This window comes from Pseudomonas sp. CFBP 5748 (assembly GCF_053850495.1).
In genome coordinates, this window is sequence record NZ_JBSPTN010000011.1 from 1 (window position 1) to 22,961 (window position 22,961).

Annotated in this window: 16 protein-coding genes; 14 read left to right on the top strand and 2 right to left on the bottom strand. The window is 59.3% G+C overall.

What is annotated here, in order from left to right; genetic code table 11:
- The first annotated feature begins 170 nt into the window (after positions 1–170).
- The 6 genes from recC to ACWNZ1_RS22465 all read left to right on the top strand — a co-directional run bounded on the left by recC (position 171) and on the right by ACWNZ1_RS22465 (position 11,883).
- Positions 171–3,623, top strand: a complete 3,453-nt coding sequence (recC, locus tag ACWNZ1_RS22440; RefSeq protein WP_265072657.1) for an exodeoxyribonuclease V subunit gamma — start codon at positions 171–173, stop codon at positions 3,621–3,623.
- Positions 3,620–7,309: an exodeoxyribonuclease V subunit beta gene (recB, locus tag ACWNZ1_RS22445; RefSeq protein ID WP_256454200.1), complete on the top strand. Its 3,690-nt coding sequence runs from the start codon at positions 3,620–3,622 to the stop codon at positions 7,307–7,309. The genes recC and recB overlap by 4 nt, the downstream gene beginning before the upstream one ends.
- Positions 7,306–9,396 carry an exodeoxyribonuclease V subunit alpha gene (gene recD, locus ACWNZ1_RS22450; protein ID WP_456027891.1) on the top strand — a complete coding sequence of 697 codons (2,091 nt, stop codon included), beginning with the start codon at positions 7,306–7,308 and terminating at the stop codon, positions 9,394–9,396. The genes recB and recD overlap by 4 nt, the downstream gene beginning before the upstream one ends.
- Positions 9,397–9,535: 139 nt before the next feature.
- Positions 9,536–10,111 carry a YfiR family protein gene (locus ACWNZ1_RS22455; RefSeq protein WP_135843549.1) on the top strand — a complete coding sequence of 192 codons (576 nt, stop codon included), beginning with the start codon at positions 9,536–9,538 and terminating at the stop codon, positions 10,109–10,111.
- Entirely contained in the window at positions 10,108–11,376 is a 1,269-nt protein-coding gene (locus tag ACWNZ1_RS22460) for a diguanylate cyclase domain-containing protein (RefSeq protein ID WP_280944664.1), read from the top strand. The genes ACWNZ1_RS22455 and ACWNZ1_RS22460 overlap by 4 nt, the downstream gene beginning before the upstream one ends.
- Before the next feature lie 3 nt (positions 11,377–11,379).
- Positions 11,380–11,883, top strand: coding sequence for an OmpA family protein (locus tag ACWNZ1_RS22465; protein ID WP_256454201.1), 504 nt, complete (start codon positions 11,380–11,382; stop codon positions 11,881–11,883).
- On the opposite strand, the gene ACWNZ1_RS22470 is transcribed toward ACWNZ1_RS22465, so the two are convergent.
- Complete coding sequence (locus ACWNZ1_RS22470) at positions 11,880–12,827, bottom strand: LysR family transcriptional regulator (protein ID WP_135843552.1); 948 nt, start codon at positions 12,825–12,827, stop codon at positions 11,880–11,882. The two genes, ACWNZ1_RS22465 and ACWNZ1_RS22470, sit on opposite strands and share 4 nt — an antisense overlap.
- Before the next feature lie 138 nt (positions 12,828–12,965).
- On the opposite strand from ACWNZ1_RS22470, the gene ACWNZ1_RS22475 reads away from it, so the two are divergent.
- The 8 genes from ACWNZ1_RS22475 to gntB all read left to right on the top strand — a co-directional run bounded on the left by ACWNZ1_RS22475 (position 12,966) and on the right by gntB (position 22,542).
- Entirely contained in the window at positions 12,966–14,492 is a 1,527-nt protein-coding gene (locus tag ACWNZ1_RS22475; protein ID WP_135843553.1) for a CoA-acylating methylmalonate-semialdehyde dehydrogenase, read from the top strand.
- A gap of 10 nt (positions 14,493–14,502) precedes the next feature.
- Positions 14,503–15,390, top strand: coding sequence for a 3-hydroxyisobutyrate dehydrogenase (mmsB, locus tag ACWNZ1_RS22480; protein ID WP_135843554.1), 888 nt, complete (start codon positions 14,503–14,505; stop codon positions 15,388–15,390).
- Positions 15,391–15,699: 309 nt separating this feature from the next.
- Positions 15,700–16,662 (top strand): proline dehydrogenase family protein, encoded by a 963-nt coding sequence (locus ACWNZ1_RS22485; protein WP_135843555.1) that lies wholly within the window; start codon positions 15,700–15,702, stop codon positions 16,660–16,662.
- 11 nt (positions 16,663–16,673) lie between these two features.
- Positions 16,674–17,735, top strand: a complete 1,062-nt coding sequence (locus ACWNZ1_RS22490) for a threonine aldolase family protein (protein WP_456027892.1) — start codon at positions 16,674–16,676, stop codon at positions 17,733–17,735.
- Positions 17,732–19,036, top strand: coding sequence for a hypothetical protein (locus ACWNZ1_RS22495; RefSeq protein ID WP_135843557.1), 1,305 nt, complete (start codon positions 17,732–17,734; stop codon positions 19,034–19,036). The genes ACWNZ1_RS22490 and ACWNZ1_RS22495 overlap by 4 nt, the downstream gene beginning before the upstream one ends.
- Complete coding sequence (locus tag ACWNZ1_RS22500) at positions 19,033–20,241, top strand: MFS transporter (RefSeq protein ID WP_265072660.1); 1,209 nt, start codon at positions 19,033–19,035, stop codon at positions 20,239–20,241. Before ACWNZ1_RS22495 ends, ACWNZ1_RS22500 begins: the two co-directional genes overlap by 4 nt.
- A 3-nt stretch (positions 20,242–20,244) precedes the next feature.
- Positions 20,245–21,360: an aminotransferase class V-fold PLP-dependent enzyme gene (locus ACWNZ1_RS22505; protein WP_238346741.1), complete on the top strand. Its 1,116-nt coding sequence runs from the start codon at positions 20,245–20,247 to the stop codon at positions 21,358–21,360.
- 195 nt (positions 21,361–21,555) lie between these two features.
- Entirely contained in the window at positions 21,556–22,542 is a 987-nt protein-coding gene (gntB, locus tag ACWNZ1_RS22510; protein ID WP_265072661.1) for a guanitoxin biosynthesis L-arginine gamma (S) hydroxylase, read from the top strand.
- Between the two features lie 73 nt (positions 22,543–22,615).
- Here the strand turns inward: gntB and ACWNZ1_RS22515 are convergent, their stop codons facing one another.
- On the bottom strand, positions 22,616–22,960 hold the full coding sequence (locus tag ACWNZ1_RS22515) for a cupin domain-containing protein (protein WP_135843561.1): 345 nt from the start codon (positions 22,958–22,960) through the stop codon (positions 22,616–22,618).
- Position 22,961: the final 1 nt, after the last annotated feature.

Genomic DNA, 22,961 nt, shown 5'->3' on the forward strand with positions numbered 1-22,961 from the left:
TAGGTCATCGTCAAGATTAAATTCCGAAACCCCTATCTGCTGATGCAGGTAGGGGTTTTGTTTTGCCCGCGAGAAAGTTCTTACGACAAGCACGGACAGCTCCCGGCTGTCACAGCCCCCCGACAGTGCTAAGGTTCGGCCCTAGCTTTTGCATTTCAAGGATGCCCTTCATGCCGGACGCGACGTCCCTTAGCCCTGCTTTCATGGTGGTTCACGGGAATCGCCTTGATGAGCTGCGCAGCCTGGTGATCAGCTTGATGCGGCGTTATCCGCTGGGCCCTCTTGAAAATGAAATTGCGCTGGTACAAAGCAACGGTATCGCCCAATGGCTCAAGTTGGCACTGGCTGAAGATCCGGAAGACGACGACACGGGCGGCTGCGGTATTGCCGCTGCCATTGATGTGCAGTTGCCAGGCAGCTTCATGTGGCAACTTTATCGAATGGTTCTGGGACGTGACGAGATTCCGATCAAGTCCTTGCTGGATAAGGCGCCGCTCACCTGGCGACTGATGCGTCTGCTGCCGCAGTTGATCGAGCAGCCTCATTTCGAGCCTCTGCGGCGATTCCTTACCCACGACACCGACTTGCGCAAGCGCTATCAATTGTCCGAGCGTCTTGCCGATCTGTTCGACCAATACCAGGTGTACCGGGCCGACTGGCTTGAAGACTGGGCGGAAGGTCGACACCAGACCAGAAACGTCCGAGGCGAAATCAAGCCGCTCGCGCCAGCCAATTGTTGGCAAGCTGAACTGTGGCGAGCCTTGTTACTGGACGTCGGAGAAAAGGGCATGGCCCAGAGCCGTGCTGGCGTTCACCAGCGTTACATCGAGCGTATCAACAGCCTGGAGGTCGCGCCGAAAGGTCTGCCCGCGCGGGTGATCGTGTTTGGCATTTCTTCGTTGCCTGCCCAAGCCCTCGAGGCGCTCGCCGGCCTGTCCCGGTTCAGCCAGGTCCTGCTGTGCGTCCACAACCCGTGTCGTCACCATTGGGCGGACATCGTGGCCGACAAGGACTTGCTGCGTCACCAATACAAGCGTCAGGCACGCAAGACCGGCATGCCCGTCGTCCTCGACCCGCAAACCTTGCATCAGCATGCTCATCCGCTATTGGCTGCCTGGGGCAAGCAGGGGCGCGACTACATCAACCTGCTCGACAGCTACGATGACCCCAACAGCTATCGCTCAGTATTTCGCGATGGACGAATCGACCTGTTCAGTGACGGGAATCCCACGACCCTCCTCAGTCAGTTGCAAGATGACATCCTGGAGCTGCGTCCCCTGAATGAAACCCGGGAACACTGGCCTACCGTCGATACGGCACGAGATGGGTCAGTCCGTTTTCATATTGCCCACAGCGCTCAGCGCGAGGTAGAAATTCTCCATGACCAGTTGCTAGCCCACTTTAGTGCTGATCCGACCCTGCGCCCTCGGGACATCATCGTCATGGTCCCGGATATCGACAGTTATGCCCCGCATATCCGTGCAGTGTTCGGCCAACTGGATAGAACCGATCCCCGTTTTATTCCATTCACCCTGACCGACCAGGGCCAGCGTGGACGTGATCCGCTGCTTATCGCCGTCGAGCACCTGCTCAAGCTGCCTGACAGCCGCTTCCCGGTCAGTGAAATCCTCGATTTGCTGGATGTCCCGGCGTTGCGGGAGCGTTTCGGCATCGATGAGGCTGACTTGCCGACACTGCACCGCTGGATCGAGGGTGCGGGCATTCGCTGGGGCATGAGCGCCGAACACCGTGCCGGGTTGGGGTTGCCTGCGGAACTTGAGCAGAACAGCTGGCATTTCGGTCTGCATCGCATGCTGCTGGGGTATGCCGTCGGCAGTTCGCTCGCCTATGAGGGCATCGAACCCTATGATGAAATCGGCGGCCTTGATGCAGCGTTGATTGGGCCTTTGGTTGCCTTGCTGGATGCGCTGGAAGTCGCCCATAAGGAACTCACCCAACCCGCATCGCCGCAGGAATGGGGTTCGCGTCTGCACGACCTGGTGCAAGTGTTTTTCCAGGCGAGCAACGAGCATGACGACTACCTGTTGGCCCAACTCGAAGATTTGCGCGAAACCTGGTTGGAAACCTGTGAGTCAGTGGGGCTGCACGACGAGTTGCCGCTGACGGTCGTGCGCGAAGCCTGGTTGGCCGGACTGGATCAAGGTCGACTGTCCCAACGTTTCCTGGCCGGGGCGGTCAACTTCTGTACCTTGATGCCGATGCGTGCGATTCCCTTCAAGCTGGTGTGCCTGCTGGGAATGAACGATGGCGATTACCCGCGAGCCCAGCCCCCCTTGGATTTCGATCTCATGGGCAGCGACTATCGCCCTGGCGATCGGTCCCGGCGTGAGGACGACCGCTACCTGCTATTGGAAGCGCTGCTTTCGGCCCGGGAAAAGCTTTATATCAGTTGGGTGGGGCGCAGCATCCGCGATAACAGTGAGCGCCCCGCATCGGTGTTGATCGGTCAGCTGCGCGATCACCTGGCCAGTGGATGGCGACTGGCAGATGACAGTAAGAATCTTCTCGAAGCACTGACTCAGGAGCACCCTCTGCAACCGTTCAGCGCTCGTTATTTTCATCAAGGCGATGAGTTGTTCAGTTACGCCAGCGAATGGCGAATGCTTCACGCCGCCCACGATCACACCGGCAAGACCCAGGTGCTGGAGCCCTACCTTCAGGAAGAACCCTTGGGCCTTGGCCAGTTGCAGGACTTCCTGCGCAATCCCGTCCGCCATTTCTTCAGCCAGCGACTGAAAGTATTCTTCGAGGTCATCGAAGCGCCGCTGGCCGATGATGAACCGTTCGTTCTCGATGCCTTGCAACGCTACAGCCTGAGCGACAGCTTGCTCGAGGCCGCGCTGGTTCGCCTGGACCAGCCGGAGCTTGCCTTGGCCGCCCACGCCAAAAGGCTCCAGAACAGCGGCCTGTTACCGATGGCCGGTTTCGGTGAGTGCATGCAGCGCGAGTTGATCGAGCCCTTGCCTGATCTGCTCCAGCGTTACCAACAGCTCCTGGCGTTATGGCCCACGCCGCTGACCAGTGCTGTGCCTGTCAGCCTGCAATTGCATGGGGTAAGCGTCGAAGGCTGGCTCAGCGGCCTGCACCAGCGCTCCGACGGTGCGGTCCTCGCCATTACCGCGATTCCCAATAGCATTGGCTCTATCAAGACCCGCAAATGGCATCGCCTGATACGTCCCTGGGTCAACCATCTGGTGGCCTGCGCTAACGGTTTGTCGATGACGACGGCGCTGGTGGCCAGTGATGACAGCTTGCTGCTGGCGCCTTTTGATCAGCCAGTCGCGCAGAGACTGCTCGGCGATTTGTTGCAGGCTTGGCAGACCGGGATGCGCCAGCCGCTACCGGTCGCGGTGAAGACTGCGTTTGCCTGGCTGGGCCAGAGCGATCCGGCCAAAGCCGATGCGGCGGCTCGAAAAGCCTACGAAGGCGATGGACAGACCTCTGAAGGCGAACGACGGGAAAGTCCGGCCTTGGCCCGACAGTTTGCGGATTTTGATGCCCTGACGGCTGACGAAACATTCCCCGATTGGTGCAATGCGCTTTACCGGCCTCTGCTCGACGCGCCATGGCGTTCATTGGTCAGCGAGGAGGCACGCTCATGAGTCATCAGACACCATTGGCCCTGGCCTTCCCGCTACGTGGCAGCCAGTTGATCGAGGCCAGTGCTGGTACCGGCAAAACCTTTACTATTTCGGCGCTGTATCTGCGTCTGGTACTTGGGCATGGCGACTCGGCAAGTGGCTTCGGTCGCGAGCTGCTTCCTCCGCAGATCCTGGTGGTGACCTTCACTGACGCTGCCACCAAAGAGTTGCGTGAACGTATTCGCACGCGCCTGGCCGAAGCTGCGCGTTTCTTTCGTGACGAGATTCCTGCTCCGGATTCGCTGATCGCAGAGTTGCGGGACGAGTTCCCTGCCGAGCAATGGCCTGGCTGTGCGAACCGGCTGGACATTGCCGCGCAGTGGATGGACGAAGCGGCGGTCTCGACCATCCATAGCTGGTGTCAGCGGATGCTGCGCGAGCATGCTTTCGACAGCGGTAGCCTGTTTACCCAAACCCTGGAAACCGACCACAGCGAATTGCTTGGCGAGGTGTTGCGCGACTATTGGCGGCTGTTCTGCTACTCGATGCAAGGTGAGGCGCTGAACTGGGTGCGTGCTCATTGGGGAGGGCCTGCTGCACTGTTGCCCCGTGTGAGAGGGTTGTTTTCCAGCGAGCGTGGCAACGGAGAGGGGCTCGAACCTGCCGAGCTCATCGCGGCCTCCCTGCAGGAGCGCAGTGCCGCTTTGCTCGATCTCAAGGCGCCGTGGCGGCAATGGGCCGTGGAGCTGCTGGAGATCTGCCAGCAAGGTGTCGCCAGCAAGAGTGTCGATGGTCGCAAGATGCAGGCACGCTACTTCGAACCCTGGTTTCAGAAAATCACGGCGTGGGTGGATGACGAAAGCCTCGAGCTGTTGGACATTGGCACCGGGTTCACCCGGTTGACGCCCGAGGGCATGGCCGAAGCCTGGAAAGGCGAAGTGCCAAGCCATCCCGGGCTGGACGCCATGGCCGCTCTCAAGGCCAGCCTGGATGCCTTGCCCACGCCGGATGCCGCGGTGCTGCAACATGCCGCGCAGTGGGTTGGGGCGCGCTTCGAGGCAGAGAAACGTCGCCGCGCGGAGATGGGCTTCGACGACATGCTGCTGCGTCTTGACGCCGCTCTGCAAGCCGAGGGGGGAGAGCGTCTGGCGAGCCTGATCCGCGAGCAGTTCCCGGTGGCATTGATCGATGAGTTCCAGGACACCGACCCGGTTCAATACCGGATCTTCGAAGGCATCTACCGCATCGAAGATAACAACCCTGAAACCGGCCTGTTCCTGATTGGCGATCCGAAGCAGGCGATCTACGCGTTTCGCGGTGCCGACATCTATACCTACCTGCGAGCCCGCGAAGCCACCGCTGGCCGGCTGCATACGCTGGGCACGAACTTCCGCTCCAGCCACGCCATGGTTGGCGCCGTGAACCATATTTTCCAGAACGCCGAAGCTCGCCCGCAGGGGCGCGGAGCCTTCCTGTTCCGGGAGCCATCGGGTGTGAACCCGGTGCCGTTTTTGCCTGTTGAGTCCCAAGGACGCAAGGAGTCCCTGCTGATCGCAGGGCAAGCCGTTGCGGCATTGAATATCTGGCACCTGCCTTCGGATCAGCCGCTCTCCGGTGCGGTGTATCGGCAACACATGGCGGCGGCCTGCGCCAGTGAGATCACGGCGTTGCTCAATGGCGGCCAGTCGGGACGCGACGGTTTCACGGTCGATGAAAAAACGCTCCGAGGGTTGCGACCGGCGGATATCGCCATCCTGGTGCGCGACGGCAAGGAAGCGCAGGCCGTGCGAGACCAGTTGTCCGCACGAGGAGTACGCAGTGTCTATCTGTCCGATAAGGACTCGGTCTTTGCTGCTCAGGAAGCACGGGATTTGCTGATATGGCTCAGGGCCTGCGCCGAGCCGGATGTCGAACGGCCGCTGCGGGCAGCACTGGCCAGCATTACCTTGAACCTGTCGCTGACGGAGCTGGAGCGGCTCAACCAGGATGAGTTGGCCTGGGAGGCCCGGGTCATGCAGTTCCGAGGCTATCGCACAGTCTGGCGTACCCAGGGGGTGCTGCCCATGTTGCGCCGTCTGTTGCATGATTTCGAATTGCCCCAGGCCTTGATGGCGCGCAGCGATGGCGAGCGGGTGCTGACCAACTTGTTGCATCTGTGCGAACTGTTACAGCAGGCCGCCGGCGAGCTGGATGGCGAGCAGGCCTTGATTCGACATTTGTCCGAGCACCTGGCCTTGTCCGGGCAGGCGGGAGAGGAGCAGATCCTGCGCCTGGAAAGCGATGAACAACTGGTCAAGGTGGTCACGATCCACAAGTCCAAGGGGCTTGAATACCCGTTGGTCTTTTTGCCCTTTATCTGTTCGACGAAACCGGTGGATGGCAGTCGATTGCCTTTGCATTACCACGATGAGTCCCGCCAGGCGCAGATCAGTCTCAAGCCCACCGCCGAGTTGATTGCCAAGTCCGATGACGAGCGTCTGGCCGAGGACCTGCGGCTGCTTTACGTGGCGCTTACCCGTGCGCAACATGCCTGCTGGCTGGGTGTCGCTGATCTCAAACGCGGCAACCACAGCAGCTCGATCCTGCATTTGTCCGCGCTGGGGTATCTATTGGGTGGCGGTGTGCCGTTGGCCGAGTCGGTGAAGTTGAGGGGCTGGCTGGAGGCGCTGCAACAGGGCAGCGATGCGGTGAGTTGCCAGGAAATGCCCCAGGCCACCGATGAGTGCTACCGCCCCCCGAGTAACGAAGCAGTGTTGCTCGAGCCCCTGATACCCGTGCGCAAAGCCAGCGAAAACTGGTGGATTGCCTCCTACAGCGCGTTGCGCATTGGCGAAAGCCTGAGCGAAGGCAGCGATAGCGCGCCAGAGAATCCGCAGGCCCAGAAACTGTTCGACGATGAGCGACTTGACCCGGATGCCCCAAGGGAAGTCATTGCCGTGGGCGGCGACATCCATCGCTTTCCCCGCGGGCCCAACCCTGGCACCTTTCTTCATGGACTTCTGGAATGGGTCGCCGGGGAAGGGTTTTCATCGGCGCCGACGGATATCGAGGATGCCATTGCCCGACGCTGCAATCGCCGTGGCTGGAAAGGCTGGATCACCACGCTGAGCGAATGGCTGCAACACCTGATCCAACTGCCTTTGCCTGTCGGTAACGGCCAGACGCCGGTGGTGTTCGAGCACTTGACCCATTTCCAGGTCGAAATGGAATTCTGGTTCGCCAGTCATAAGGTCGATGTGCTCAAGCTCGATCAACTGGTTTGCCGCTTCACCCATGGCGGTGTGGCCCGTGTCGCCGCCGAGCCGGTGTTGCTCAACGGCATGTTCAAGGGCTTCATCGATTTGACCTTCGAGCACGACGGCCGCTACTACGTGGCCGACTACAAATCCAACTGGCTGGGTGTCGATGACATGGCCTATACCGCGCAGGCCATGGAGCAGTCGATCCTGGACAATCGCTACGACCTGCAATACGTGTTGTATCTGTTGGCCCTGCATCGTCAGCTCAAGGCCCGCCTGTCCGACTATGACTACGACCGGCATGTCGGCGGTGCCTTATATCTGTTCCTTCGGGGTACCCGCTCAGCCAGTCAGGGTGTTTATTTCACCAAGCCGCCACGGGCGTTGATCGAGCAGCTGGATCGTCTGTTCCAGGGGGCACCCGAACCCAAGGCCGAGCCGGCGTGGGTACAGGGAGAGTTGCTATGAGTCGTTCTTTTGCCGACCTGCGGCCCACATCGTCCGATGACGAGAACCTGGTTGAACTGGCGCCTTTGACTCGTGCAGATGATCTGCTGCTGTTGCTGACGCGTTGGGTCGAACGCGGTTGGTTGCGTGCCCTGGACAAGGCATTCGTCGCGTTCCTCCATGAGCTGGCGCCTGACGATGATCCGTTGGTCCTGCTCGCCGCGGCCCTCACCAGTCATCAGTTGGGCCATGGGCATGTCTGCCTGGACTTGTTCGAAACCCTCGAGGAACCGGACTTCGCCCTGTCGCTGCCCCCGGAGGGTGACTTGCAGACCGGCGTGCTGCCGTCGCAAATCCTGCGGACCCTGGATGGCGCTCATTGGTGCAACGTCCTGGCCTCCAGCCGCCTGGTGGCGCTGGCGGTCGATGGGAGCGAAGAGGCGCAGCAGCGCCCGTTGGTGTTGTCCGGCAAACGTCTCTATCTACGCCGTTACTGGGCCTATGAACGGCGGATAGATGAGACATTGCGCCAACGGCTTGCCGAGCAGGAAGCCGCGCCTGGCGACCTGCGCGAGCGTTTGGACGGGCTGTTCGGGCCGGCCAGCGCCACCGCTCCTATCGATTGGCAGAAACTGGCCTGTGCGCTGGCGACTCGGGGGGGCTTCAGTATCGTCACCGGCGGCCCAGGCACCGGCAAGACCACCACCGTTGTACGCTTGCTGGCGTTGCTGCAGGCGCCAGCGGTGGAAGCCGGGAAGCCGCTGCGGATTCGCCTGGCCGCTCCGACCGGCAAGGCGGCAGCACGTCTGACCGAGTCCATCAGCCAGCAGGTGCGGACTCTGGATGTGGACGACGCTGTGCGTGAACGCATTCCCTGCGACGTGACCACGGTCCATCGTTTGCTGGGCAGTCGGCCCGGTACCCGCCATTTTCGTCACCATGCAGGCAATCGGTTGCCACTGGATGTGCTGGTGGTCGATGAAGCATCCATGATCGATCTGGAGATGATGGCCAATCTGTTGGATGCGTTGCCGGCTCACGCGCGACTGGTGTTGCTGGGGGACAAGGACCAGTTGGCCTCCGTGGAGGCCGGTGCGGTGCTGGGGGATTTGTGTCGGGACGCCGAGGAGGGCTGGTACAGCCCGCAGACCCGAACCTGGCTTGAGTCGATCAGTGGCGAAAATTTTTCGGCCAGTGATCTGCAGCAAGACCTCGACGGCACCCATCCCCTGGCGCAGCAAGTGGTCATGCTCAGGCATTCCCGTCGCTTCGGCGAGGGCAGTGGCATTGGTCAGTTGGCCCGCTGGGTCAACCAGCAACAGCCTGAAAAAGCCCGTCAGTTGCTGATCGATGGCCAACATGCCGACCTGTGTTCCCTGGCGTTAAAGGGCGAGCATGATGGGGCGCTGGAGCGTTTGTTACTCGAAGGCCGGCCGGAAGGGCCGCAGGGGTATCGACATTACCTGAGCCTTCTACGGCAGCGACGACCAGCCATTTCTCGTCCATTGGAAGATGCTTGCTGGGCCGATTGGGCTCGGGAGGTCTTGTCGGCATTCGACGAATTCCAATTGCTCTGTGCTGTGCGTAAAGGGCCATGGGGTGTTGAAGGACTGAACCAGCGCATCACCGCCGCGCTGCTCAAGGCCCGGCTGATCGATAGCGATCATCAGTGGTACGAAGGGCGCCCGGTGTTGATGACTCGCAACGACTACGGGCTGGGGTTGATGAACGGCGATATCGGCATTGCCCTCAAGTTGCCCGAGCGTGCAGGGCCGGATGCCGGTAAACAGGTGCTGCGTGTCGCCTTCCCCCGCAACGACGGCCAGGGGGGCGTGCGTTTCGTCCTGCCCAGTCGGCTCAATGATGTGGAAACCGTGTATGCGATGACCGTGCACAAGTCCCAGGGCTCGGAATTCACCCACACGGCGTTGATTCTCCCGGATGCGCTGAACCCCGTATTGACCAAGGAACTGGTGTACACCGCCATTACCCGGGCCAAGCAATGGTTCAGCCTGATCGAGCCGCGGGCGGGAGTGTTCGAGGAGGCGGTGCGGCGCAAGGTCAAGCGCTTGAGTGGGTTGATGCTGGCGTTGGAACGAGATGACTGAATGATCAGCTTTCGTGATTCAATGCCTGGGTCGCGATTTTGACTGTTTTCTGTCGGATATGTCCGTAGAGCGCCGGCTCGCTGGCTTTTTGGCACTGTGCTATCGTTCCGGCACTTATCGTATGACCAAGAGATTTTCCATGAGAGTGGTGGTTCGGGAGGCAGTGCGCAGCAAGGACTGGAGGCATTATCTGCTTACCGGTCTTCTGTGGTTGCTGTCGCCTGTGGTGGTTGCCGAAGACCCGTCATCCACGAGCCGGGCCGAACAGCGGGCCGAAGCGGTCACTCAAGTCGTCTTGGGCATTCTCAGCTACGCTCGCTGGCCATTGGAACCCGCGCAACTGCAACTGTGCATTGTCGGGCCGACCCAATACACCGACGACCTGGTAAAAGGCACCACCCAGGCCACCGGCCGACCAGTGACCGTGCAGAGGTTGCTGGCCGATCACCCCAGCATCGCCACGGATTGCAACGCCGTCTACATCGGCAGGCTGACCAGCGACGAGCGCACCCGTCTGTTCGCCTCCTTGATCGGTAAGCCTGTGTTGAGCATCAGCGAGGGTGGTGACCAGTGCACTGTGGGTAGCCTGTTCTGCCTGCGGGTCGGTGATGAGCAGGTATCGTTCGAGGTCAACCTCGACTCGGTGGCGCGCAGTGGCGTGCGTATCCATCCGAGCGTTCTGCAGCTTTCCCGTCGCAGGCCGGCAACACCATGAGTCTGGCCAAAACACGGGTCCGTCCCACCCTGGGTTCGGTCATCGGGCGCGGTCACCTGATCGTCGCGTTGGTGGCAATCACCATGGCCAGTGTTTCCCTGACTTTGCTGGGTGTGCTTGCGTTGCGGGTCTACGCCGATCATAACCTGCACCTGATCGCCCGCTCGATCAACTACACCGTGGAAGCGGCGGTGGTGTTCGATGATTCGGCTGCGGCTACCGAAGCGCTGGCCTTGATCGCCACCACCGAAGAAGTCGCCGATGCCAGGGTGTTCAATGAGCACGGGCGCTTGTTGGCGCGCTGGCAGCGACCGGAAACCGGTCTTTTGTCGGAGCTGGAGATGCACATCGCCAAGGCATTCCTGGAAAAACCCATCAGCCTGCCGATCGTTCATCAGGGGCGGAACATTGGCAGCATCTTGTTGGCGGGGCATGGTGGCAGCCTGTTGCGCTTTTTGCTCAGCGGTCTGGCGGGGATCATTTTGTGCACGGCAGTGAGTGCCTGGGTGGCGCTGTACCTGGCGCGGCGCCAGTTGCGCGCGATCACGGGGCCGCTGCGTAGCCTGGCCGAGGTAGCCCACGCGGCCCGCAGCGAGCGAGCCCTGGACCGGCGCGTGCCGCCGGCCGCCATCGCCGAACTGGATAACCTGGGCAATGACTTCAACGCATTGCTCGATGAATTGGAATCCTGGCAGACCCACCTGCAAAGCGAGAACGAAACCCTGGCCCATCAGGCCAGTCACGACAGCCTGACCGGGTTGCCGAACCGGGCGTACTTCGAAGGCCGGTTGATCCGTGCTTTGCGCAATGCCAGCAAACTCGACGAACAAGTGGCTGTGCTGTATCTGGACAGCGACCGGTTCAAGGGCATCAATGATAATTTCGGCCACGCTGCCGGTGACGCGGTGCTGACGGCGGTGGCGACGCGGGTTCGCGCACAATTGCGTGAGGATGACCTGGTGGCGCGTCTGGGTGGCGATGAGTTCGCCGTGTTGCTGGCACCGCTGCACAATGCCGAAGACGCCGAGTTGATCGCGGAAAAAATCATCGCCAGCATGGAAATGCCGATTCAATTGCCCGGCAATGCCTCAGTGCTGACGTCCCTCAGTATCGGTATTGCCGTTTACCCTGATCATGGCGCCACGCCAGGCGCCTTGCTCAACGCCGCCGATGCGGCGATGTACCAGGCCAAACGCCTCGCCCGAGGCGGCCAACACACGGCGGGGTCGGAGCATTCCGTCGCGGATCTTCAAACCAGGAGCTGACTTGTGCGTCTATATCCTCAACGTTACTTGCGGCACTTCGCCGCGTTTTTGTTTCTCGCCGTCCTGGCCCTGAGCGGTTGCCAGACTGCACCGCAGAAAGGGCTTACCCCGGCGCAAGTGGCCGTGCTCAAACAGCAAGGGTTCGAATTGACTGACGATGGCTGGGCCTTTGGTCTGTCAGGCAAGGTGCTGTTCGGCAGCGATGTGGAAAACCTCAACCCGGCCAGCACCGAGATCGTCGAGCGAATTGGCAAGGCGCTGCTGGGGGCTGGAATCGAGCGGGTACGCGTCGATGGCCACACCGACGCCTCGGGTTCTCAAGCCTATAACGAACAACTGTCGATACGTCGCGCCCTTAGCGTGAGCAAAGTATTGATAGGCGTAGGCATGCGTGAAGAAAACGTCCAATCACGCGGTCTCGGTAGCAGCAAGCCAGTCGCATCCAACGACACGGTCGATGGGCGTACCGAAAACCGTCGCGTCGCCATCGTGGTCATCGCCGACTAGTCGGCAAACACCATCTCCCGGCTGTCCCCCATCAGCAGTGGCTGGTTCTGTTCAGTCACTTCGCGGATGTAATCCCACAGCAGGGTAATGCGCTTGAGCTTGCGCAGGTCCTCCCGGCAGTACATCCAGAACTGCCGGGTGACGTTGATTTCCTCCGGCAGCACCGGCAAAAGCCTTGGGTCCTGGGCGGCAAGGAAGCACGGCAGAATTGCCAGCGAACGCCCTTGCTGCGCCGCCACGAATTGCGCGATCACGCTGGTGCTGCGCAGATGAGCGTGGGCGCCGGGCAGTACGTTGGCCAGGTAGAGCAACTCGGAACTGAACGCCAGGTCATCCACGTAGCTGATGAACGAGTGATTGCTCAAGTCTGCCGGGCGCCGGATGGGTGGGTGGTTGTCCAGGTATGGCTGGGTGGCGTAGAGCTGCAGCCGGTAGTCGCACAGTTTGCAGCACACATACGGGCCGTGTTCGGGGCGTTCGAGGGCGATGACGATGTCGGCTTCGCGCTTGGAGAGGCTGATGAAGTGCGGCAACGGCAGGATGTCCACCGAAATGGCCGGGTAGGCGTCGACGAAGTGGCTCAACTGCGGGGTGATGAAGAAGCTGCCGAAGCCTTCGGTGCAGCCCATGCGCACGTGGCCGGACAGTGCGACCCCCGACCCCGAAACCTGTTCGCAGGCCATGTGCAGGGTGCTTTCGATCGACTCGGCGTAACCCAGCAGGCGCTGGCCTTCAGCCGTCAGGACAAAACCGTTGGTCCGGGATTTTTCGAACAGCAGCGTGCCCAATGACGTTTCCAGCGAACTGATGCGTCGCGACACCGTGGTGTAGTCGACGGCCAGGCGCTTGGCCGCCGTGCTGGCCTTGCGGGTGCGGGCCACTTCGAGGAAAAACTTGAGGTCGTCCCAATTGAGCGACCCCAGGGAGGTGATGTTTTTTTGCATGTTGGACCGGTTTTTATGTGCGTTCTTATTAGAAGTTTGCACATCTATACTCCAAAAACAGTCCCATCACCAAGGTGTCTATGCGCCTTGGTCTCTGCTGAACCAGCGCGCCCTATAAGAACAATCCCGGAGGCCAGCATGAATGTTTCCCTTACGCCCAACGACACTGCCCTGCAAACCGTCAGACTGCTGATCGATGGCGAGTGGGTTGAATCCCAATCCAGCGAATGGCACGACATCGTCAACCCGGCCACTCAGCAGGTGCTGGCGAAGGTTCCGTTCGCCACCGCATCGGAAGTCGATGCCGCCATTGCTGCCGCCCAGCGTGCCTTCCAGACCTGGAAGCTGACCCCCATCGGCGCGCGGATGCGCATCATGCTAAAGCTCCAGGCGTTGATCCGCGAGCACTCCAAGCGTATCGCCGCGGTGCTCAGCGCCGAGCAGGGCAAAACCATCGCTGACGCCGAGGGCGATATTTTTCGCGGCCTGGAAGTGGTCGAGCATGCCTGTTCAATCGGCACGCTGCAGATGGGCGAGTTCGCCGAGAACGTTGCCGGCGGCGTTGATACCTACACGTTGCGCCAGCCGATTGGGGTGTGTGCGGGCATTACCCCGTTCAACTTCCCGGCGATGATTCCGCTGTGGATGTTCCCGATGGCCATCGCCTGTGGCAACACCTTCGTGCTCAAGCCGTCGGAACAGGACCCGCTGTCGACCATGCTGCTGGTGGAACTGGCCATCGAGGCTGGCGTGCCGGCGGGTGTGCTCAATGTGGTGCATGGCGGCAAGGATGTGGTGGATGCGCTTTGCACCCACAAAGACATCAAGGCGGTTTCCTTTGTGGGCTCGACGGCGGTCGGCACTCATGTGTATGAGCTTGCGGGTCGCCATGGCAAGCGCGTGCAGTCGATGATGGGCGCCAAGAACCACGCCGTGGTGTTGCCTGACGCCAATCGCGAGCAAACCCTCAACGCCCTGGTCGGGGCCGGTTTCGGCGCGGCGGGCCAGCGTTGCATGGCCACCTCCGTGGTGGTGATGGTGGGCGCGGCCAAGCAATGGTTGCCGGAACTCAAGGCCCTGGCGCAGAAGCTCAAGGTCAACGCTGGCAGCGAGCCGGGTACCGATGTCGGGCCGGTGATTTCCAAACGGGCCAAGGCGCGGATTCTCGAGTTGATCGAGAGCGGCGTGAAGGAAGGGGCGAAGCTGGAACTCGATGGCCGTGACATCAGCGTGCGGGGCTTCGAGCAGGGTAACTTCGTCGGCCCGACCCTGTTTTCCGGCGTGACCACCGACATGCGCATCTACACCGAAGAAATCTTCGGCCCGGTGCTGGTGGTGCTGGAAGTCGACACCCTCGATCAGGCGATTGCCCTGGTCAACGCCAACCCGTTCGGCAATGGCACGGGCCTGTTCACCCAGAGCGGTGCGGCGGCACGCAAATTCCAGAGTGAAATCGACGTCGGCCAGGTGGGGATCAACATCCCGATTCCAGTGCCGGTACCGTTTTTCAGCTTCACCGGTTCCCGGGGTTCGAAACTCGGCGACCTCGGCCCGTACGGCAAACAAGTGGTGCAGTTCTACACTCAGACCAAGACCGTTACCGCGCGCTGGTTCGATGATGACAGCGTCAATGACGGCGTGAATACCACCATCAACCTGCGTTAAGGAGCCGGACATGAACATCGCCTTTATCGGCCTCGGCAATATGGGCGCCCCCATGGCGCGCAATCTGCTCAAGGCCGGCCATTCGCTGAACCTGTTCGACCTGAACCAGACGGTGCTGGCCGAGCTGGCAACGCTAGGTGGCACTATCAGCACCTCGCCGCGGGATGCGGCCCAGGGCGCGGCACTGGTGATCACCATGCTGCCGGCCGCTGCCCATGTGCGCAGTGTCTGGCTGGGGGAAGACGGCGTGCTGGCCGGTATCGCCGCTGGTACGCCAGCGGTGGATTGCAGCACCATCGATCCACAGACCGCCCGCGATGTCGCCGCCGCTGCCGCCAGGCAGGGCGTGGCGATGGCCGACGCTCCCGTCTCGGGCGGCACCGGCGGTGCGGCAGCTGGCACGTTGACCTTCATGGTCGGTGCCAGCGCTGAGCTGTTTGCCACCTTGCAACCGGTGCTGGCGCAAATGGGCCGTAACATTGTGCGTTGCGGAGAGGTCGGCACCGGGCAGATCGCCAAAATCTGCAACAACCTGCTGCTGGGAATTTCCATGGTGGGCGTCAGCGAAGCCATGGCCCTGGGCGACGCTCTGGGGATCGACACCCAGGTGCTGGCCGGGATCATCAACAGCTCGACGGGGCGTTGCTGGAGTTCGGACACCTACAACCCATGGCCGGGCGTGATTGAAACGGCGCCGGCGTCCCGAGGTTACACCGGCGGTTTCGGTGCGGACCTGATGCTCAAGGACTTGGGCCTGGCCACCGAAGCCGCGCGGCAGGCCCATCAGCCGGTGGTGCTGGGGGCGGTGGCTCAGCAGTTGTATCAGGCGATGAGCCAGCGGGGCGAGGGCGGCAAGGATTTTTCGGCAATTGTTAACAGCTATCGCAAGCCGCAATAGGCGCAGCATTGCATGAAGCGTTCATCCCCGGCGACGTAGCGGATTGAACCTGTTAAAAGCGGCGTGAGCCGCGTTGCAGGTTTAAGGCTGCGTCGCTGGCGCAGGAAATAAACCCCTGGGCGAGGTCTCGCCGCGAAGCTGTAATAAACGATATCTAATATGAATGTGTCCTGAGTAATCCTCGGTTTCATATATATGAAACGCTGCGAGTGATAACAAGTTGTTATAGTTGTGGAGCCTTGACAGAAAAAAATCGTTGCACAATACTCGGCGCTCAGGACGAGCAATTATTATCAAGGAGCGATACCCATGCCTTCGCAGGATACGTGCGTACTTATATCTGCCGGCCTTAAAAAGTTGGCGCTGAATCAAGAATGTCGAGACGCCTTCAGTAAAGACTCATTATTCTTCAGGTTATTCGAGCAAGCGGCTCACCGCTATATTATCGCCTCGGATCGAGAAACACTCCGTGATAAGCTGCAATTACTCCGCAATAAAGGCTATCGACTCGGTGTTGAGTATGTCGGCGAGGAGAATCATGATCCTCACGTCGTACAAACGTTCGTCGATGAGTACCTGAAATCTATCCAGACTTTCTCCAAGGCTGGATTAACTCCACAGTTGGGTTTCGATTTAAGCGCAGTGGGCATGCTTATTTCCCAGGAAACTGCCTATCGCAACGCCGCCACTATCTTGTCTGCTGCCGCAGAACATAACATTCCCGTGATGATCAGCATGGAACACTCTTCGGCGGTCGATAAGATCCTCGAAGTGTATTCCCAGTTGGCCCCAGATCACGCCAATATTGGCCTCACTGTCCAAGCCCACTTGCATAGAACAGTTGATGATCTATCTGCAATCATTGGTTATGGTCGTAAAATCAGATTGGTCAAAGGCGTTTATAACGAAGCGCCTGAAATAGCCCTGCCGCGGGGAGCGGAACTGGATGAGCGCTATTTGACGTTACTCGCCGAAATCCTCGAGGCCAGGATTGCGGTCAGTTGTGCGACGCAGGATCCCACCTTGATCAAGCGCATTTTCGACCAGGGGTACCATTCGCAGATCCAGGAACTGGAAATGCTCCACGGGGTGCAACCCGAGACGTTGCGCAAAGCCAAAGAAGCAGGGCTGGCTTGCCGTATCGCGGCGGTTTACGGCGACAGCTGGTACCTGCATTTTCTGCATCGACTCGCGGAGTCGCCTGAAAACGTCCTGGAAGCTCTCGCAGACTTCTACGACCCCTCCCGCATTGTCTTTGGCGCAGGTTATTAACGGAGCATCTCATGTTTATCGATCTCAGAAGCGATACGGTAACCAAGCCAACGGAAGGCATGCGCAAGGCGATTTATCAGGCAGAAGTGGGTGATGACTGTTTCGGTGAAGACCCGAGCGTGCGTGCGCTGGAGGAATACTGTGCCAATTACTTCCAGAAGGAAGCGGCGCTGTTCACCTCGGGTGGCACCTTGAGCAACCAGTTGGCAATCAAGGCACTGACCAACCCGGGCGATGAGATATTCCTGGACGCCTCGTACCACATCAATTTCTACGAGTCCGCCTCGACGTCGGCCTTTTCAGGGGTCAACTTTTCGCTTTCCAATCACGACAATGGCCTGTTCGACGTCAGTGACCTGGAAAAGCTCCACGCCTCCAAATGCCGCTGGAGTCAGACCTACGCGTTGCCACGGGTGGTGGTGATTGAAAACACCCTCGGCTGTAAAGGTGGTGCCATCTTTCCTCTGCAGCAAATGAACAATGTCTTTGCCTATGCCAAGGATATCGGTGCCTATCGTTATCTCGACGGTGCACGCATTCTCCATGCGTCTATTGCCTCCGGCATCGATGTGACGTCATACACCGACAACGCTGATCTGCTGTCCATGTGCCTGTCAAAGGGGTTGGGGGCGCCGATCGGTTCGATCATGGTGGGTTCCCAGGAGTTGATACTGCGCGCTAAAAAATACCGGAAATGGTTCGGCGGCGATCTGCACCAGGCCGGCATGATGGCGGCTGCCGGGCTTTATGCGATGCAGAATCACGTTGAACGGCTGGTCGAAGACCATGAGCACGCAGCCTTGCTGCACCAGTTGCTCAACGATATCGACGAGGCGCCCGCGCGCTACAAGGGCACTAACATGGTCACCCTGGACGTTGCCTCGCTGGGTATTGCACCGGTGCAGTTCGCAGCTGTTCTGCGCCAGAACGGGGTGGGGGGCTTGCCGTATAACGCCAGGGAAATGCGCTTCATGCCACATATCAACATCAGTCTCGACGATATTTATAAAGCCGCCGGGATTATCAAGGATACCGTTCGAGCGCTCAGTCGGGCCGGGGAGACGGTCAAGTGATCTATAAGAAAAACATTGTGCTGATCGTCGATGCCTATTCGACCGGCAGTCTTATTGCCCCCGCCTTTATTTCCCGTGGATTCGAATGCGTGCATGTGCGTTCCACCGCCAATGTCAACGAGTTCTATAACGCCTGGTTCCGTCCGGCGGACTTTACCCAAGACATTCTCTACAACTCGGACGCCGAGCTGCGTCAGGCGTTATCCGAATATTCCGTGCAGTTTGTGCTGGCTGGTTGCGAATTTGGTGTTGAACTGGCTGCTCATCTGGCTGGACTGTTTGATATTCCACGCCGTAATGATCCGTCCCACGCCATTCGCTGGCGCGACAAGTTTGAAATGCATGAAGCCTTGCAGCGCGCGGGTGTACGCTCGATCAAGCATTTCAAATCGGATTCGCTGGCCGCCATTCTGGAGTGGATAAAAGAGCAACGCATCCTGCCGGTGGTGTTGAAACCGATCAAAAGTGCCGGGTCGGACAATATTCATATCTGCACGCAGGAAAGCGAAGTTGAACAGGCCTTCGAGGTCATCAAGTCGAGCCGGAACCTGTTTCTCGAAAGTAACGAGCAGATTCTGGTCCAGCAGTATCTGGATAACTCGGATTTCAACTCGGAGTTGTCGGCGAGCAAATCCACTGATGTGGACATTGAATATTGCGTCAATACCGTGAGTGTCGACGGTCAGCACTATGTCAGCGAAATCATCCGGGTGTACCGCACTCGGATCGGCGATTCGCCGGTGCACGACTACAACCAGTTGATGTGCCCGGTGGACAATGCCGATGTCTACCGTCGTCTGTCGCAGTACATCTTTTCCGTGCTCGATGCACTGGGTATCCGCCAGGGCGTAGGCCACAGCGAACTGATGATTGTCGACGATGAACCGGTGCTGCTTGAAACAGCGGCACGGATGCCGGGTGGCATTGATCTGTCGGCTTATACACGGGCCTTGGGGCATAACCAGTTGAGCCTGTGGATCGACTCGCTGGTCAACCCCCAGGCTTTTCTCGATGACCGACAACGCCCGCGAAACAAGCTCTATTTTCATTCCAGCTGTGTGTTTCTGATTGCTCGACAGGCGGGGCCGATCAAGCGAGTGCCGAACCTGGCTCGGTGGAAAGCGATTCCTGGGGTACACAGCATCAAGATCCAGGATGAAGGGACGCTGAAGAAAACCGTTTCCCTGGAAAACTGCCCAGGTCACGTGTTCATTCTCGACCGCGACCGTGCCGCCATTCAGAAGAGCATAGAGTTGCTGCGCGAGGACGAACCCGGCGTCTACAGGGAAATGCTGGCATGAAAGACGTGTCGGGTGAGTTGGCCGTGCAAGGCGGGCTCAAGGTGTATAGCAGGCCCGTGGTCCTGTTGCTGTCGGCGACGTTTATCCTGACCGTTGCCCGGGCGCTGGCCTTGCCGTATCTGGTGGTTTATTTCTCCCAGGCCTTTGGCCTGGGGGTCACCGATATCGGTCTGGTGGTGGGCGGCGCGTTGATCGTCAGCTCCGTCCTGGGTGTCTACGGCGGCTTTCTGGTGGACCGGTTTTCCAACTATCGGATCCTGCTCGGCGCCGCCACATTGTTTGCCTTGGCATTTGCCGTGGCTTATCAGGTCGCCAGCCTGGTGCCGTTCATCATCGCCATCGTGGTGGTCAATCTGTCCTACGCGGTGATCGATATCGCGGTGAAATCAGGCATCGGTTTTCTGGTGACGGCGGACAAGCGCGCCAGCGTGTTTTCCATGAAGTACACGCTGACCAATGTCGGTTATGCCATCGGCCCTTTCCTGGGTGTGCTCTGCGCGAAAATCAGCCCCGGCCTGCCGTTTGCGGTCTCGGCGCTGATTGGGGTGGCTTTTGTGGTGCTGTACAGCGGGATGGGCGAGCGACTTCCTCGCGGCGAAGGCGTGGCGCGGCCAAATAATGATTTTGCCCGCGTACTGGTCCATTTGGTGCGTAACTACCGGCTGGTGTGTTTTACGATCGGCGGCATTCTCAGTGCCATCGTGTTTGGTCAGTTCACGGCCTATCTGTCGCAATACTTGATCGTGACCAGCACTGCGGAGAATACCTACAACATCATCAACTATTTGGTGACCACCAATGCTTGCGTGGTCATTGGTCTGCAATACCTGGTCGGCTCCAGGATCAACCAAGGCAATCTGTTCCGGATGCTGATGCTGGGCATGCTGTTCTTCGTGGTCGGCCTGATGGGTTTTTGTTACGCACAGACCCCGGTTGTCTGGGTATTGGCCATGATCGTTTTTACCGTGGGCGAGATCATTATTATCCCGGTGGAATACCTGTTCATCGACTACATCGCCCCGGAGGACATGCGCGGCGTGTACTACGGTGCGCAGAACCTGTCGAACTTGGGGGCTGCGCTGGGGCCGGTGTTGTGCGGTGTTGCATTATCACTCTATGCACCTCAGGCCGTGTTCTACATGTTGTCCATGTGCGTGGTCGTGGCCAGTCTGTTTTATTTCCTGGGTTCAAGGCGCGAGAGGTGATTGATGATTCACTTCAATACGGCGGGTTCGGGGCTTATGTCCGCCGAGACGCTGAAGCTGATGCAACGTTACTTGCAGGACGAGTTTGAATCGGGGGCCTATGAAACCGAGTTGAATTACTCAGCGGTCCTGGACGTTGAGGTCTATGAAAACATTGCCCGGCTGCTGGGTACCGATGCACGTAACGTGGCACTTTTTGATGGCGCGACCAAGGCTTGGGTGACCGCGCTGGAGGCATTGGACTGGTCCGAAGGCGCGCGCGTGCTGGTCACTCCTTACGAATACGCGGGCAACCTGATCGCATTGGCAACATTGCAGCGCTTGTACGGCGTAGTGGTTGAAGTGATGCCGCTGCTGGCCGAGGGCAACCTCGACCTGCCATGGCTGGCCCGGCACATGAGCGCCGAGGTCAAGTTGGTCTCGATTGTCCATGTCCCTTCTTGCTGTGGGATCGTGAATGATATCGAGGCGGTGGGGCATATCCTTCGCGACTACCCGGCCTGGTACTTTGTCGATGCCTGTCAATCGGCGGGCATGCTGGCGCTGGATGTGCGCGCCGCCGGCTGCGACGTGTTGACGGCTGCCGGTAGAAAGTTCCTGTGTGGGCCGAGAGGAACAGGGTTTGCCTACTTGTCCGATCGTTTCCTGGCCACCGCGCAGCCTCGTTTCACCGACCTGGGCCGGGCCACTGTCGATGCATCCGGAGTCGTCACGCGGGGGATGGGAGATGCCCGCTGTTTTGAATATGCCGAACGCAACAATGCGGCCGTGGTGGGTTTGAATCAGGCGATCAAAGAGCGTTTGTCGAGCGCCTACGGGACGGAGTCCGAGCTCTATCGAGCGCTGTTCCGTCGTCTGGCAGACACCCCCGGCGTCAACTTGATCGCACCGGGTACCGAGCATCAGGGCATTATCGCTTTCACCCATGAGCGCTGTTCGGCGACAGAAGTCGTCAGCTATCTGCGAGCACGAGGTATCAACGCTTGGCCGGGATACGCTGCGCATACACCGTACTTCATGTTGCAGCACGGGCATCAGCGCTTTGTGCGAGTGTCCATCAACGCGAGGAACAGCGCTCAAGAGGTGGATGAGTTCATCGCGTTACTGTCCGAGTTGTAAATGATGAGCAAGACAACAAAGAGCATATAAATAGAAAGTCTATGTCGTGCGGTGTGTCGCAATGGAATGTGCGTCGTGTGTTGGCAGGTGACCGTCTGCGACAGTGGTACTGCACTAATTGTTTGGAAAAATAATTATGGCTGTGCAGGCGTTCGCGTCTGTATTCATCACTTCGAGTTATGAAAGGGAATTCCGATGAACGATGTAAACAGGTTTAATCCTTCTGCTGAACTCAGGCTGCGCTTGCGTCCTCTGTACAAAAAAGACAATTGGCACTGGCTGGTTGCCCTGGGCGCGGACCTGCTGGTCATTGCCTCGGCGATCTTTCTAGCCAATCGCTATAACGCTCTGTATCCGCTGGCACTGCTGCTCATTGGCTCCCGGCAGAGGGCGCTCGCCTCGCTGTTGCACGAAGCGGCGCACATGACCCTGGCGCAAGGCAAGGCGCTTAACAAATGGGTCGGTGAATACCTGCTGGCATACCCCATCTTCCAGGACTATGAAGCCTATCGTCGATCCCATGTGCAGATGCACCATCACCATCTGGGCGACAAGGATAAGGATCCCGACCATCGTTTCTACATCGAGTCGGGCCTGTATGAGGCTCAGGACCGTATGGATTTCCTGTTCCGACATCTGTTCAGGAGCGTAACGCTGGTCAATACCTACAAGTATTTCCTCTACCTGGTCAAGAACCGGGCGGGTGACATCCTGGCCAACCCGTTACAGGGCGTGAAGCTTCTGGTGGTTCATGGCGCGATGCTGCTGCTCTTCAGCTACTTCGTCGGCCCGTGGGCCTATGTCCTGTTCTGGTTGGTCCCGTACTTCACGGTATTCCAGGTGATTGGCTGGCTCTCCGAGATTTCCGAGCACTTCGGCATGTTCGGTGTGTACAAGGATGAGGTCCAGCTGACGCGCAATCGTTTCCCCTCGCTGATCGAGCGACTGTTTATCGGCATGCATGGCGACAACTATCATCTGACGCACCACCTGTTTGCCGGCGTGCCGTTCTGGAATCTGAAGCAGGCGCACCTGATATTGATGGAGGACGAAAGCTATGCGGCTGCCAACCGCGGCTGTGGCGGTATTTTCACCGCGAAAGGGCAGGCCCGATCCAGTCTCCATCAGATATTCGAGGCGTATCGAAGCGGTAAAATCAGCACCGTTGACGTGGCGGTGTAGCGGGCGGTCCGATCGCGCTGTGCTCCAAGCTTGCTTTGAGCACAGCGTATCGACAAAAGCGTACGAGGTATTGTCAGGCGAAGACGAAGTACTTGCGCACGGTCTCGACCACTTCCCAGGTGCCTTTCATGCCTGGCTCGATGACAAAAATGTCGCCGGCGCGCAGATGGATCGGCTCCATGCCTTGCGGGGTGATGATGCAGTAGCCTTCCTGGAAGTGGCAGTATTCCCACTTCACATACTCCACATACCATTTGCCGGGGGTGCAGATCCAGGTGCCCATGATCTTGCTGCCGTCTTCGCTGGTGTAGGCGTTGAGGTTGACGGTGTGCGGGTCGCCTTCGAGTTTTTCCCATTTGCAGGCATCGAGTACGGGCAGCGGGTGGGTATCGCGCAGGACGGTGATGGGTGCGGTCATG